Source organism: Aeromonas sp. s5 (assembly GCF_040907865.1).
Classification (GTDB): domain Bacteria; phylum Pseudomonadota; class Gammaproteobacteria; order Enterobacterales; family Aeromonadaceae; genus Aeromonas; species Aeromonas dhakensis.
The window spans coordinates 74,735-87,469 of record NZ_JBFOCO010000004.1; the positions used below are offsets into that span (position 1 = coordinate 74,735).

A 12,735-nucleotide genomic window follows, 5' to 3' on the forward strand; every position below is an offset into this window, starting at 1 on the left:
GACTGGGTTTCACATGCAGGAATTTAATTCATTTATAAAAATAGGTTTCACATGCAGGAATTTAACTTATTTATAAAAATACAAGCTGGCTGCATATCACTGGATCCAGTGTATTTATAACTTGGCGGGAAGTTAATCAGAAAAGTCCTATATTGACTTTGCAAATTCGACCGCATTATCAGAGGATTCCTACAGAGCATTAACCCATCTCTCCTGTATTATCCGCAGTCATATCCGTCAACAGGTGAGTGCCGTGTTTGCATTTCAAGAAGAGTACCCAATGAGTGACATGGCAAGCATCGCGGCCGCCGAGCCTGCTGTGCCGTTTTATCAGCCGATCATCGGTCGGGATCATCAGGTCAAGGGTTATGAGGTGCTGGCCAGACGCTGGGAGCCGGCCCAGCAGAGCTATCAGGGCATCGACTTCGCCTCCCTCAGTGAGGAGCAATCCCTGCATCTTGATGTCGTCATGCTCAGGGCCATCATGCGGGATCTGCCGACCCTGGCGCAGGCCGGACCCTATTTTCTTTCCATCAATCTCAACCCGACCCTGAGCAGCCCCACCTATCAGAACCTGTTGCTGCTGGTGTTGATGCAGGCGCGCAAGCTGGGGATCGAGATCTGGTTCGAGGTGCTGGAGCACGCCCCGCTGCACCCTCCGCATCGGGCGCTGATCGAGGTGCTGCGCGAGCACGGTGCCCACATCGCCTGCGACGATTTTGGCACCCTGGCCTGCAACTTCCAGCGAGTGATGGCGCTACCCTACGAGATCATCAAGCTGGATCGCTCCCTGCTGCTGCAAGCCAGCAAGACACCCCATGCCCTGCGCATGCTGACCGGTCTGGTGGAGTACCTGCAGCGGCTTGGCATCAAGGTGGTGTGCGAAGGGGTCGAAACCCTGCAGCACATCGAGACAGCCAACCGGCTCGGCTGCGACTATCAGCAGGGCTACGCCTACGCCATGCCTTCCCCCCTCTCCCGCTGGGCCTGAGCGGCCCATTTTACCCGTCGACTCGCGCCGGGGATGATTCCCTGCCAAATTGCATGATGCGGTGAGGGCGAGTACAATCTCGCACCCCGTTTATCCGGCCGATGCCGGGTATGCCGTGACCGGGTGGCGGTGTGAGTATCCACTCCCGGCGCAGCTCAACCCATACGACGCCATCAGGTGGCGCCGTCCTGATTTGCAATCAGACATAAGAGTCCGACATGTTTAAACCAGAATTGCTCTCCCCCGCAGGTTCCCTCAAGAACATGCGTTATGCCTACGCCTATGGCGCCGATGCCGTCTATGCCGGCCAGCCCCGCTACAGCCTGCGGGTGCGCAACAACGAATTCGATCACGAGAACCTGCAGCTCGGCATCAACGAAGCCCATGCCCTCGGCAAGCAGTTCTACGTGGTGGCCAACATCCAGCCCCACAACTCCAAGCTCAAGACCTTCATCCGCGACATGCGCCCCGTGGTGGAGATGAACCCGGATGCGCTGATCATGTCCGACCCCGGTCTCATCATGATGATGCGTGAAGCCTTCCCGGACATGCCCATTCACCTCTCGGTGCAGGCCAACGCGGTCAACTGGGCTACGGTGAAGTTCTGGCATCAGATGGGCCTGACCCGTGCCATCCTCTCTCGCGAGCTGTCGCTGGACGAGATCGAAGAGATCCGCATGCAGGTCCCTGAGATGGAGCTGGAAGTGTTCGTCCATGGCGCCCTGTGCATGGCCTACTCCGGCCGCTGCCTGCTCTCCGGCTACATCAACAAGCGCGACCCCAACCAGGGCACCTGCACCAACTCCTGCCGCTGGGAGTACAAGGTGCACGAGGGTAAAGAGGACGAGGTGGGCCAGATCGTCCACCGCCAGGAGCCCATCGCCGTGCAGAAGGTCGACCCGACCCTGGGTGCCGGCAAACCGACCGATGCGCTGGTGCTGCTGGAAGAGTCCAACCGTCCGGGCGAGTACATGAGCGCGTTCGAGGACGAGCACGGCACCTACATCATGAACTCCAAGGATCTGCGCGCCGTCGAGCACGTGGAGCGGCTGACCAGGATGGGCGTCCATTCGCTCAAGATCGAAGGCCGTACCAAGTCCTTCTACTACTGCGCACGCACCGCCCAGGTCTATCGCAAAGCGATCGACGATGCGGTTGCCGGCCGGCCGTTTGACCGCAGCCTGATGGGCACCCTCGAAAATCTGGCCCACCGCGGTTACACCGAGGGCTTCCTGCGCCGTCACAACCACAGCGAATACCAGAACTACGACTACGGCTACTCGGTCTCCGACACCCAGCAGTTCGTCGGCGAGATCACCGGTCGCAACGGCGACATGGTGGAAGTCGAGGTGAAGAACAAGTTCCTGGTGGGCAACAGCCTGGAGCTGATGACCCCGCAGGGCAACCTCAGCTTCAATCTGGAGCAGATGCAGAACCGCAAGGGCGAACTCATCGACACCGCGCCGGGCAACGGCCACGTGGTCTACGTACCGGTACCGAAGGAAGTGGACGTGAACTACGGCATCCTGCTGCGCAACCTCGGCGAGCGCGAGGACACCCGTCAGCCCCACTCGGCCGCCTGAGATGTCCCTGCTCATCACCGACAAGTGCATCAACTGTGACATGTGCGATCCCGAGTGTCCGAACCAGGCCATTAGCCTTGGCGAGGAGATCTACGAGATCGACCCCAGTCGCTGCACCGAGTGCGTCGGTCACTACGAGAAGCCGACCTGCATCAGTGTCTGCCCTATCGACTGCATCATCTGGGATCCCGCCCACGTGGAGACCGAAGATCAACTGATGGAAAAGTTCGTGCGGATGCACAGGCAGTAACACTGGCATCAGCGTCAGCTCTACATGGACTGCATCCTCCGGGATCCCCTCCATATGGTGGAAACCGAAGAGCAGCTGATGGAAAAGTTCGTGCGGATACACCGGCAGTAACATCGGTAATCTGCAGGTCGCAACAACATCATAAAAAAAGCCCCGCATGCGGGGCTTTTTCACGTTTGGCGCTCACGGCACCTAGACGTATTCCATAAAGACACGGGAGGTGAGCTTGGTGATGAGCTCGTAGGGGATGGTGCCGATCTGGTCGGCCACCCGCTCCACCGGCAGCCCCTCACCCCACAGCACCGCCTCGTCGCCGGCCTTGTCGGTGGCGCTTGGGCCAAGATCCACCGTGGTCATGTCCATGGAGACCCGCCCCACCAGGGGTACGATGCGGCCATTGACCAGCACAGGCGTGCCGTTGGGGGCCATCCGTGGATAGCCGTCGCCGTAACCGATGGCGATGACCCCGAGCCGGGTATCGCGATCCGACACCCAGTTGGCGCCATAGCCCACCGGCTCGCCCGCCTTGTGATCCCGCACCGCAATCAGTTGTGTCTTGAGGGTCATCACCGGCTGCAGATCGTAATCCGCCGCCACCGTATTGGGGAAGGGCGAAACGCCGTAGAGGATCACCCCCGGGCGCACCCAGTCGCAGTGGGAATCCGGCCAGGCCAGGATGCCCGCCGAGTTGGCCATGGCCCGCTCGCCCTTGAGCGGCGCGGTCAGCTGGCTGAACAGGTCGATCTGCTCGCGGGTGGTGGGCTGTTCCAGCTCATCTGAGCGGCTAAAGTGGGTCATGATGTTGAACGGCTGCACCACGTTCTTGCACTTGGCGAGCCGCTCGATAAAGGCAGGCATCTCGTCGGCCCGTACCCCGAGCCGGTGCATGCCGGTGTCGAGCTTGAGCCAGGCCACCACGGGAGCGGGCAGCTCGGCCAGCTCCAGCGCCTCGAGCTGCTCCCAGGTGTGCACCGCGGTCTGCAGGTTGTTGGCCGCCAGCACCGGCAGGTCGGCGGCGCTGAAGAAGCCCTCCAGCAGCACGATGGGCTTGACCACGGCGCAGGAGCGCAGCATCAGCGCCTCTTCGATGCGGGCCACCGCATAGGCGTCCGCATCCACCAGGGTGCGGGCGACCGGCAGCAAGCCGTGGCCATAGGCGTTGGCCTTGACCACCGCAATGATCTTGCATTGGGGAGCGTGGCGTTTGACCACGGCGAGGTTGTGGCGCAGGGCCGCTGTATTGATTTGGGCGATAGCCGCTTTCATCTGTTTTCCCTTACGAGGGCATGATAACGCGCCAACGCGTCAGGCACCGGGTGGTGTCAGCCCTCAAATGTCATCGTCTAAGGCCGGACCGGCAGAATTGTCGAACCGGGAAAACTGTTTATGGAACTCTCTTTACCATCATCAGGGTGACGCACGCAGAGCGGGTCACCTGATGATCAGTAGTCATCATCAAACGCCGGACCCGCGTAGTTGTCAAAACGCGAGAACTGCCCCTGGAAGGTGAGCCGCACCCGGCCGATGGGGCCGTTACGCTGTTTGCCGATGATGATCTCGGCGATCCCCTTGTCGGGGCTGTCGTCGTGATAGACCTCGTCGCGGTAGATGAACATGATCAAGTCCGCATCCTGCTCGATGGAGCCCGATTCCCGCAGGTCCGAGTTGACCGGGCGCTTGTCGGCGCGCTGTTCCAGGCTTCGGTTGAGCTGGGAGAGCGCCACTACCGGGCACTGCAGCTCTTTCGCCAACGCCTTGAGGGAGCGGGAGATTTCACCGATCTCCAGAGTACGGTTGTCGGAGAGGCTGGGCACCCGCATCAGCTGCAGGTAGTCCACCATGATCATGCTGATGCCGCCGTTGTCCCGCGCCACCCGACGGGCACGGGAGCGCACTTCGGTCGGGGTGAGGCCGGAGGAGTCGTCGATATACATCTTGCCCTTCTCCAGCAGCAGCCCCATGGTGGAGGAGAGACGGGCCCAATCCTCGTCGTCGAGCTGACCGGTCCGCACCTTGGTCTGGTCGATGCGCCCCACCGAGGCGAGCATACGCATGATGATCTGCTCGGAGGGCATCTCGAGGGAGAAGATAAGCACCGGCTTGTCGGCGGTGAGCGCTGCGTGCTCGCACAAGTTCATGGCAAAGGTGGTCTTGCCCATGGAGGGACGGGCCGCGACGATGACCAGGTCCGAACGCTGCAAACCGGCGGTCATCTTGTCCAGATCGTTGTAGCCCGACGAGACGCCGGTCACCCCGTTGTGGGGGGTCTTGAACAGCTCCTCAATCTTGTCGACGGTCTGCTCGAGGATGAGCTTTAAGGGCTGGGGGCCTTCGTTGGCGCTGGTGCGCTGCTCGGCGATCTGGAATACCTTGCTCTCGGCAAGATCCAGCAGATCGTTGGAGGTACGGCCCTGGGGCTCGTAACCCGCTTCGACTATCTCGTTGGCGACCGAGATCATCTCCCGCACCACCGCCCGCTCACGCACGATCTCGGCGTAGGCGCTGATGTTGGCGGCACTCGGGGTGTTCTTGGCGATCTCCACCAGATAGGCGAAGCCACCGGCCTCTTCCAGTTGCTCGGAGCGCTCGAGCTCCTCCTGGAGGGTGATGAGGTCGATGGGGTTGCCCGCATTGGAGAGGCGGGTCATGGCCTGGAAGATCAGGCGGTGCGGGCGGCTGTAGAAATCCTTGTCGATCACCCGTTCGGCGACCCGATCCCAGGCCTCGTTGTCCAGCATCAGGCCGCCCAGTACGGACTGTTCGGCCTCAAAAGAGTGGGGAGGTACTTTCAGCTGTTGTGTCTTGGCGTCTTTTTTCGCCGTCACTTGCTCTGCCATACACATAAAAACCGCAGCGGGAAGGGGACGGGAATTTTACAAAAGAAACCCCGCCATCGCGAGCGCAAATACGCGCTATTCACTTCTCTGTGGCCCAACCGCCCTCCTGTTGGTTGCTGCCATCGCTTCCTGATGTCCGTTGCCGCGCAAAACGGGGCTCAAACCACGATAAAGGGCCAGACCAGGGTCAGTTCACCCTTGCTCTGTCTGGTTTTGCTGCGCAGTTTGCGCTCCTTTCGGCTCAACCGTCTGTTTTTCATGGGACACACTCCTGCCATTGACACCCACACGACATGGTTCTTCGTTCATGAATAATTCATGCCAATCATGGTACATATCGGCCCAAGCTGCGACACATTTAGGGACATGCAGCCTGCCATGCGCCTCGCTGAGCTTGCCAAAGCAGAGCATGCCCCACCCACAGACGAGAGTGAAAAGAGTCAAAATGAAAAAGATGCTGACCCTGTTTGCCGTGATCCTGGCCATTGGCCTGGGGGCACCTCACGCCGAAGCCAAGAAGTTTGGCGGCGGCAAATCCTTCGGCAAGAGCTACAAGACGGCGCCGGCCCAGCCCGCCGCCAAGCCGGTCGACACCAAGAACCCCACAGTGGGCGCCCAGACCCCGCCGAAAAAGAGCGGCATGATGGGTGGTCTGCTGGGTGGCCTGCTGGCCGGCGGCCTGTTCGCCTACCTGCTGGGCAGCGGTGCCTTCGAAGGCCTGCAAGGGATGGACTTCCTGCTGATCGCCCTGCTGGCACTGGGCGGCGTGTTCCTGTTCCGCACCCTGCGCAAGGGCAAGATGGCGGCATCGCAGCAGCAACAGACGGCCTATGCCGGCTATCAGCCGCCCCAGAGTGCGGCTCCCCAGCAGTTCGAGCAGAACCACAGCGCCCCGCAGGCCACCGGTTTCGCCGACAGCGACGTGCCGTTCCGCCTGCCGCCAGGTTTTGACATGAACGGTTTCCTGGCCGGTGCCCGCGATCACTACCGCACCCTGCAGGAAGCCTGGAACAAGAACGATCTGGAGAAGATCCGCGAATACGTCAGCCCCGAGCTGTTCGAGCAGCTCAAGGCCGACCGCGCCGAGCTGACCGGTGAGCAGCACACCGAGGTGATGTATGTGGATACCCAGCTGGTGCGCGCCGACTACGGCAGCGACTGGGCCCAGGTGAGCGTGCGCTTCAGCGGCCGCTACATGGATCGCCAGGAGCAGGTCGAGGAGGACATCAAGGAGGTGTGGCACCTCGAGCGCAACCTGGCCAAGGACAATGCACCCTGGCACATCGTCGGCATCGAGCAGCTGTAAGCTCGACCAGCCAGAGATGACGGATAAAGGCGGCCTGCGGGCCGCCTTTGCTTTTTTGGAGGTCGCTGAAGCCCCTTGTGGTGGCTAGGAGATTGAGGTGTGATTGTGTAGTATGTCCGACCTTTTTTTGTTCAATTGAACCTTCACGAGGCGTGGTACATGGTGTTCCCCTTTCTGCGTAGCAGCAACATGCCTCGTCTCCTGGCCAGCCTGCTCTGCTGCGCCATCCTGATCCTCATCTCCCTTGCCACCCTCTACTGGCAAACCTGGTCGATGACCCGGCAGCAGGCCCAGACCGCCGCCGAACGCGCCATCATGCAGATCGACAGCGCTCTCTCCCATTCGACCCAGGCGGCCAGGGCGGCCCTGCCGCTGGCCAGCCGCCCCTGTCGCGAGGTGGCCCGGGAGCTGCGGGTGCTGGTCGCCACCTCCCCCTATGTGCGCTCGATCAACCTCTCCCGCAACGGCCGCCTCTACTGCTCCTCCATCTTCGACGAGATCGATCTCGAGGACCGGCTGCAGGACGCTCGCCACGAGCGACTCAGACTGGAGGCCGTGACCCGGCTCGGACGCAAGCCGTCGCTGCTGTTTTATCACCTGAGTGAGGGGAACAACGCCGTGGTGGTCGCCATCAACCCCTATCACCTGAGCAAACCGCTGCAGTGGCGCCTCGCCGGGGCGCACAGCTGGGTACAGATAGGCGAGCAGTGGCTCGACCTGCGTGGCAAGGTGCACGATGGCCAACCGCCCAGGCTGCGGGGCTTCAACTACCGACTCGACTCGGCGGCATTCAACTACAGCCTCAATCAGGGATTTCCGCTGAGCGCCGTGCTGACCACCACCTTGCAAAAACAGAGCACCATCATACTGCTGATCCTGCTCCTGGGAGGGCTGGCCGGCCTCGCCACCTACCGCTGGTGGAGCCATATCTCGACCCCGACCCAGGAGCTCAGACGCGCCATCATCAAGCAGGAGTTCATCCCCTATCTGCAACCCATCGTCGTCAGCCAGAGTGGCCAGCTGCACGGCTGCGAGGTGCTGATGCGCTGGCAGCATCACAGCCAGGGTCTGATCCGACCGGATCTCTTCATCCCGCTGGCGGAGGAGAGCGGCCTCATCATCCTGATGACCCAGACCCTGATGCAGCAGGTGCGACTGCAGTTCGCCCCCCATGCGGCGGCGCTGCCACCCCGCTTCCACTTCAGCTTCAACATCTGTGCCCGTCACTGCCAGCAGCTGAGCCTGGTGGATGACTGCCGCACCTTTCTCGCCGCCTTTGCCGCCAACGAGGTCACCCTGGTGCTGGAGCTGACCGAGCGCGAGCTCATCACCCCCAACCAGCTCACCGGGCAGCTGTTTGACGAGTTGCGGCAGATGGGGGTCAGGATAGGGCTGGACGACTTTGGTACCGGCCACTCCAGCCTCACCTACCTGCAGCAGTTTCACGTGGACTATCTCAAGATCGACCAGAGCTTCGTCGCCATGATCGGCACCAACGCCCTCTCCCGCCACATTCTCGACAGCACCATCAACCTGGCGACCCGGCTGGGGTTGAAAACCATCGCCGAGGGGGTCGAGACCCGGGAGCAGGCCGACTTCCTCACCGAGCGTCACGTCGACTACCTGCAGGGCTATCTCTATGGTCGCCCGCTCACCCCGCAACAATTTCTGCAGCGGCTGAACATCATTTAAACGCCCTGAATCCCGCCCGGGCACGGCAGGGTTGCATCACCCGCCGTGCTGATGGAAAATCCCCGCCGCGCCCCTGTCCTGCTGCGCAAAATCACGCAAACGTTTATTTGCTTTATTAATGTGCAGTAGCTCAAAGGAATCAGCTCTGTTTATTTCCAATTATTACTTTTTGCCTAGAATCGCCACACTCCTGTCATGCAGGAACGATATACAGGACTATAACAACAAGAGGAATATTACCGATGAAGAAGACGCTACTGGCCGTCACCGTCTCAATTACCCTGTTCGGGCTGACCGCCTGCAATTCAGAAAACAGCAGCAAGGAACATATTCCGCTGGATCTGACCATTGCCCACATCAATGATACCCACGCCCACCTCGACCCGACCGAAAATGCCCTGGCGATCCAGCCGAGCGGGCAGGAGCTGTTCAAGTTCAACGCCAAGCTGGGCGGCTATCCGCGTCTGAAGTTCAAGCTGGACGAGCTGCGCAGCCAGGCGGCCAGCGAAGGCCGCAACTTCATGGTGCTCAACGGTGGTGACGCCTTCCAGGGCACCCTCTACTTCACCCAGTTCAAGGGGGAAGAGGAATCCCGACTGCTCTCCGACATGGGTATCGATGCCATGGTGCTCGGCAACCATGAATTCGATCTGGGCAACCAGGCAATTAAAGACTTCGTCTCACGGGTGAATTTCCCGGTATTGGCTTCCAATATGGTGAAATCCAGTAGCGCCACCCTGAAGGACAGCGAGAATATTCACGAATATGTCATTAAGGAAGTCAATGGCGAGAGCGTGGGTATTTTCGGACTGGTGCTGGAAAATATGCATGATATTTCCTCACCGGACAAAGACACCCAATTCCTGCCGATGATTGAGACCGCCCAGAAAATGGTCGACACCCTCAAGTCCAAGGGTGCCAACAAGATCATCATGGTCACCCATATCGGCCTGCAAAATGACCAGGCGGTCGCCAAGGCTGTCAACGGCATCGACCTGATCGTCGGCGGTCACTCCCAGACTTTCCTCGGCGACATCACCGAGCTCAACAGCATCGGCTACACCGCCCACAACCAGAACCCGGCCGACGACAACACCTATGCCCAGATCGTCAACAACCCGGACGGCGGCAAGACCTGTATCGTGCAGGCCGGCGAATGGGCCAAGGGCTACGGCCTGGTCAACGTCTCCCTGAGCAAGGAAGGCGAGCTCACCAAGTGTGAAGGGCGCAACACCCTAATGACCGGCGACGACTTCACCAAGGAAGTGGCCAAGAAGAAGGTTCCGCTGAGCGGCACCGAGCAGACCAACGTGGTCGACTTCATCAGCAAGTCTCCGGTCATCGAGATCGTGCCGGAAGACACCGCCATGCGCGACGTGATCGACACCGAGTACAAGCCGGCCGTGGCCGAGCTCGAGGCCAAGATCATCGCCGACGTGCCGACCAAGCTGCCCCACGTGCGCGTGCCGACCACCCCGGACGGCGCTGGCCTCATCGATCCCCTGGTGGCCGAATCCCTCTACTGGAAGCTCAACAAGCTCAACACCAAGGTGGACTTCACCATCCAGAACGCCGGTGGTGTGCGTGCCGACGTGAACGCGGGCCCGCTCTCGGTCGGTTACGTGATGGGGACCCTGCTGCCGTTTGGCAACAAGATCGCCGCCTTCAACCTCAAGGGCAAGGACGTGCGTGCCACCCTGGAGTACGCCGTTGACTACTCCATCGGTCTGGAGACCGGGATCGCCGCCTCCAGCGGTGCCTTCCCCTACGTCGGCCACCTGAGCTACACCTATGACGGCAAGCTGGCCAAGGGCTCCCGCATCACCAAGCTGGAGATGTTGGACGTCAACGGCCAGTGGCTGCCGCTGGATGACGAGAAGGTCTACCGCGTTGGTGCCAACACCTACATCGCTTCCGGCAAGGATGGCTATAGCGGTCTGCTCAAGCGCGAAGAGCTGCCCAACAAGGGTGACTACGTCGACTCCGGCGTGGGCGAGAACGAGATGTTTATGGAGTACGCCGAGTCCCAGGGCACCCTCAATCCGCTGCCCTATGCGACCGTGACCTACTACAAGCCCTGATCCGGCTCACAAGCTGTTGCAACGGCGCCTGAGGGCGCCGTTTTTATGGCATACTCCCCGCCAATCGATGCCGAGGAGACCCTTTGATGGCAAAGTACGACAAGATTTCCCCCGAGACCCAGCTGGAGGCGATGAAAATTGCCCGCGCCAACCAGAAACCGGGACAGACCAAGGAGCAGACCCAGCTGATCGCCCAGGGGATCCAGAAAGGCATAGACGAATACAAGAAGCAGATGAAAGCGCGGGCCCGCGAGGCCAATCGCCAGAAAAAACTGCAGGCCAAGGCCAAACAGTCTCACCCAGCGCAGCAGGATGAGGAGCAGGACGACATCGTCGAACTGGTGGAAGTGACCCGCCAGCATCCCCTGCCCTGGCTGCTGCTGGGATTGAGCTGGCTCGGCTTTGCCACCTGGTACTGGCTGCGCTGAGACGCCGCCGGCAAACCTTTGCCTGGGATCTTCTTCACAGCCCGGGCCCTTGTGGCTGGTCATCCCGGCTGCGGGCTGATTAAATCCCGCCACTGCTGTTTACCCCCTTTTTCAGGATATCCGTTATGAACCCGGCTCCCCTCTACCTGTTGGCCCCCCTGGTGCTGTTTATCGTGACCCTGCTGCTCTATCGCATCTCGCCGCTGCGAGCGGTCGCGGCCGGCAGTGCCCGCTGGTTCATCCTGCCCGCCTTCACCCTCTTCATTCTGCTCATCATCATCAATGGTGCGGCAGACCCGAGCCTGCGCAACCCGGCCTTCCACTGGCTGATGCCGGGGCTCGGCTTTGCCCTCAGCCTGTTTCCGGCCCTGCCCAAGGCACTGGTGCCGCGCCTCGCCATCAAGGAGGGAGCCTTCGCCGCCCTCGGCCTGATGCTGATGAGCCTGGCCATGGTCTACTGACCGGCTGGCCGCTGCCGTTGCCATGACTCAAGGGGCGCTCTGTGACGAGGGCCCCTTGTACAAACAATGGCTTGCAGGCATCTTGGTGAAAGGATCGCCAGCAAGGAGGCCAGATGGACAATCCGCCCGATTTCATGGCGCAGTGGGATTACAAGGACCCCGCCGCCACCGCCCTGCGTTTTCATGCTCTGCTGCCCGAGGCGCGCGCCGCCGCCGACCTGCAATACGAGCTGGAGCTGCTCACCCAGATAGCCCGCACCCATTCGCTGCAACGCCAGTTTGCCGAGGCGCACCAGCTGCTCGACGAGATAGAGCCCCGCCTCACCGAAGCGACCCCGCGGGCCCGCCTGCGCGCCCTGCTGGAGCGCGGCCGCACCTTCAACTCCGCCGGCGACAAGGCCAGCGCCAGGACGCTGTTTGAACAGGCGTGGCAGCTTGGGCTCAAGCACAAGGAGCTCTATCTCGCCATCGATGCGGCCCACATGGTGGCCATCGCCGCCCCGCTGGAGGAGCAGAGCCGCTGGCATCAGCTGGCGATGGAGCTGGCGGAACGCAGTCAGGATCCAAAGGTGCGCGGCTGGCTCGCCACCCTCTACAACAATCAGGGTTGGACCCTGTTCGAACTGGGCCGGCTGGATGAGGCCCGTCAATGTCAGCAAAAATGCCTGGCCTGGCACGAGCAGCACCACAATCAGGCCAAGGCCTTTATCGCCCGCTGGAGTCTGGCCCGCCTGAGCCGGGCCCAGGAACAACACGAGCAGGCCCGGGCCGAGCTGACCCAGCTGAAGGACGACATGGCCGCCGCCGGCGCGCCCGAGGATGGCTATGTGTTCGAAGAGCTGGGGGAGAATGCGCTGGCGCTGGATGATCCGGCCGCCGCCGAATACTTCGCCCGCGCCTGGTTTCTGCTGTCGCAGGATCGCTGGCTCAAGGCCAACGAGGCCGAGCGGCTGGCCAGGCTCAAGGCGCTGGGCAAGCTCTAGTCAACCATCGTCAGAAACGCAGCGGGGCGGCCAGCAGGTCAGCCAGCTTGTGTTCACGCTGGCCGTAGCCGGCTCCGGGTAGGCTGGCCCAGATGTTGGCGCACTTGGCCACCGCCTGGGGGA

At 61.3% G+C, this 12,735-nt stretch carries 11 protein-coding genes and 1 pseudogene; 10 read left to right on the forward strand and 2 right to left on the reverse strand.

Annotation, left to right across the window (positions count from 1 at the left end; all coding sequences use genetic code 11):
• Positions 1 to 253: 253 nt before the first annotated feature.
• The 4 genes and pseudogenes from AB5Y94_RS01055 to AB5Y94_RS01070 all read left to right on the forward strand — a co-directional run.
• Positions 254 to 991, forward strand: coding sequence for an EAL domain-containing protein (locus tag AB5Y94_RS01055; RefSeq protein WP_065018695.1), 738 nt, complete (start codon positions 254 to 256; stop codon positions 989 to 991).
• A gap of 218 nt (positions 992 to 1,209) precedes the next feature.
• Positions 1,210 to 2,574 (forward strand): tRNA 5-hydroxyuridine modification protein YegQ, encoded by a 1,365-nt coding sequence (gene yegQ, locus AB5Y94_RS01060; RefSeq protein WP_005303943.1) that lies wholly within the window; start codon positions 1,210 to 1,212, stop codon positions 2,572 to 2,574.
• Between the two features lies 1 nt (position 2,575).
• On the forward strand, positions 2,576 to 2,824 hold the full coding sequence (locus tag AB5Y94_RS01065) for a YfhL family 4Fe-4S dicluster ferredoxin (protein ID WP_017787727.1): 249 nt from the start codon (positions 2,576 to 2,578) through the stop codon (positions 2,822 to 2,824).
• A gap of 24 nt (positions 2,825 to 2,848) precedes the next feature.
• A pseudogene (locus AB5Y94_RS01070) lies at positions 2,849 to 2,935 on the forward strand (ferredoxin); the annotation flags it as partial.
• Between the two features lie 81 nt (positions 2,936 to 3,016).
• On the opposite strand, the gene alr reads toward AB5Y94_RS01070, so the two are convergent.
• Positions 3,017 to 4,090 (reverse strand): alanine racemase, encoded by a 1,074-nt coding sequence (gene alr / locus AB5Y94_RS01075; protein ID WP_368204514.1) that lies wholly within the window; start codon positions 4,088 to 4,090, stop codon positions 3,017 to 3,019.
• Between the two features lie 176 nt (positions 4,091 to 4,266).
• Complete coding sequence (dnaB, locus tag AB5Y94_RS01080) at positions 4,267 to 5,661, reverse strand: replicative DNA helicase (RefSeq protein ID WP_010673258.1); 1,395 nt, start codon at positions 5,659 to 5,661, stop codon at positions 4,267 to 4,269.
• 445 nt (positions 5,662 to 6,106) lie between these two features.
• On the opposite strand from dnaB, the gene AB5Y94_RS01085 reads away from it, so the two are divergent.
• The 6 genes from AB5Y94_RS01085 to AB5Y94_RS01110 all read left to right on the forward strand — a co-directional run bounded on the left by AB5Y94_RS01085 (position 6,107) and on the right by AB5Y94_RS01110 (position 12,612).
• A complete protein-coding gene (locus AB5Y94_RS01085; RefSeq protein ID WP_005303956.1) occupies positions 6,107 to 6,967 on the forward strand; it encodes a Tim44 domain-containing protein in 861 nt (286 codons plus the stop codon).
• A gap of 159 nt (positions 6,968 to 7,126) precedes the next feature.
• Positions 7,127 to 8,659 (forward strand): EAL domain-containing protein, encoded by a 1,533-nt coding sequence (locus AB5Y94_RS01090; RefSeq protein WP_368204516.1) that lies wholly within the window; start codon positions 7,127 to 7,129, stop codon positions 8,657 to 8,659.
• 242 nt (positions 8,660 to 8,901) lie between these two features.
• Complete coding sequence (locus AB5Y94_RS01095; RefSeq protein ID WP_368204517.1) at positions 8,902 to 10,740, forward strand: bifunctional UDP-sugar hydrolase/5'-nucleotidase; 1,839 nt, start codon at positions 8,902 to 8,904, stop codon at positions 10,738 to 10,740.
• An 86-nt stretch (positions 10,741 to 10,826) separates the two neighbouring features.
• Positions 10,827 to 11,168 carry a DUF2956 domain-containing protein gene (locus tag AB5Y94_RS01100; RefSeq protein WP_368204519.1) on the forward strand — a complete coding sequence of 114 codons (342 nt, stop codon included), beginning with the start codon at positions 10,827 to 10,829 and terminating at the stop codon, positions 11,166 to 11,168.
• Positions 11,169 to 11,293: 125 nt separating this feature from the next.
• Positions 11,294 to 11,629 carry a hypothetical protein gene (locus AB5Y94_RS01105; protein ID WP_005303968.1) on the forward strand — a complete coding sequence of 112 codons (336 nt, stop codon included), beginning with the start codon at positions 11,294 to 11,296 and terminating at the stop codon, positions 11,627 to 11,629.
• Between the two features lie 113 nt (positions 11,630 to 11,742).
• Positions 11,743 to 12,612, forward strand: coding sequence for a tetratricopeptide repeat protein (locus AB5Y94_RS01110; protein ID WP_274437888.1), 870 nt, complete (start codon positions 11,743 to 11,745; stop codon positions 12,610 to 12,612).
• Positions 12,613 to 12,735: the final 123 nt, after the last annotated feature.

Excerpts from the sequence above, each read along its gene's own strand:
- dnaB (WP_010673258.1), bottom strand. The coding sequence starts at position 5,661 with ATGGCAGAGCAAGTGACGGCGAAAAAAGACGCCAAGACACAACAGCTG.
- AB5Y94_RS01095 (WP_368204517.1), top strand. The coding sequence starts at position 8,902 with ATGAAGAAGACGCTACTGGCCGTCACCGTCTCAATTACCCTGTTCGGG.
- AB5Y94_RS01090 (WP_368204516.1), top strand. The coding sequence starts at position 7,127 with ATGGTGTTCCCCTTTCTGCGTAGCAGCAACATGCCTCGTCTCCTGGCC.
- yegQ (WP_005303943.1), top strand. The coding sequence starts at position 1,210 with ATGTTTAAACCAGAATTGCTCTCCCCCGCAGGTTCCCTCAAGAACATG.
- AB5Y94_RS01085 (WP_005303956.1), top strand. The coding sequence starts at position 6,107 with ATGAAAAAGATGCTGACCCTGTTTGCCGTGATCCTGGCCATTGGCCTG.
- AB5Y94_RS01100 (WP_368204519.1), top strand. The coding sequence starts at position 10,827 with ATGGCAAAGTACGACAAGATTTCCCCCGAGACCCAGCTGGAGGCGATG.
- AB5Y94_RS01065 (WP_017787727.1), top strand. The coding sequence starts at position 2,576 with ATGTCCCTGCTCATCACCGACAAGTGCATCAACTGTGACATGTGCGAT.
- AB5Y94_RS01110 (WP_274437888.1), top strand. The coding sequence starts at position 11,743 with ATGGACAATCCGCCCGATTTCATGGCGCAGTGGGATTACAAGGACCCC.
- alr (WP_368204514.1), bottom strand. The coding sequence starts at position 4,090 with ATGAAAGCGGCTATCGCCCAAATCAATACAGCGGCCCTGCGCCACAAC.
- AB5Y94_RS01105 (WP_005303968.1), top strand. The coding sequence starts at position 11,294 with ATGAACCCGGCTCCCCTCTACCTGTTGGCCCCCCTGGTGCTGTTTATC.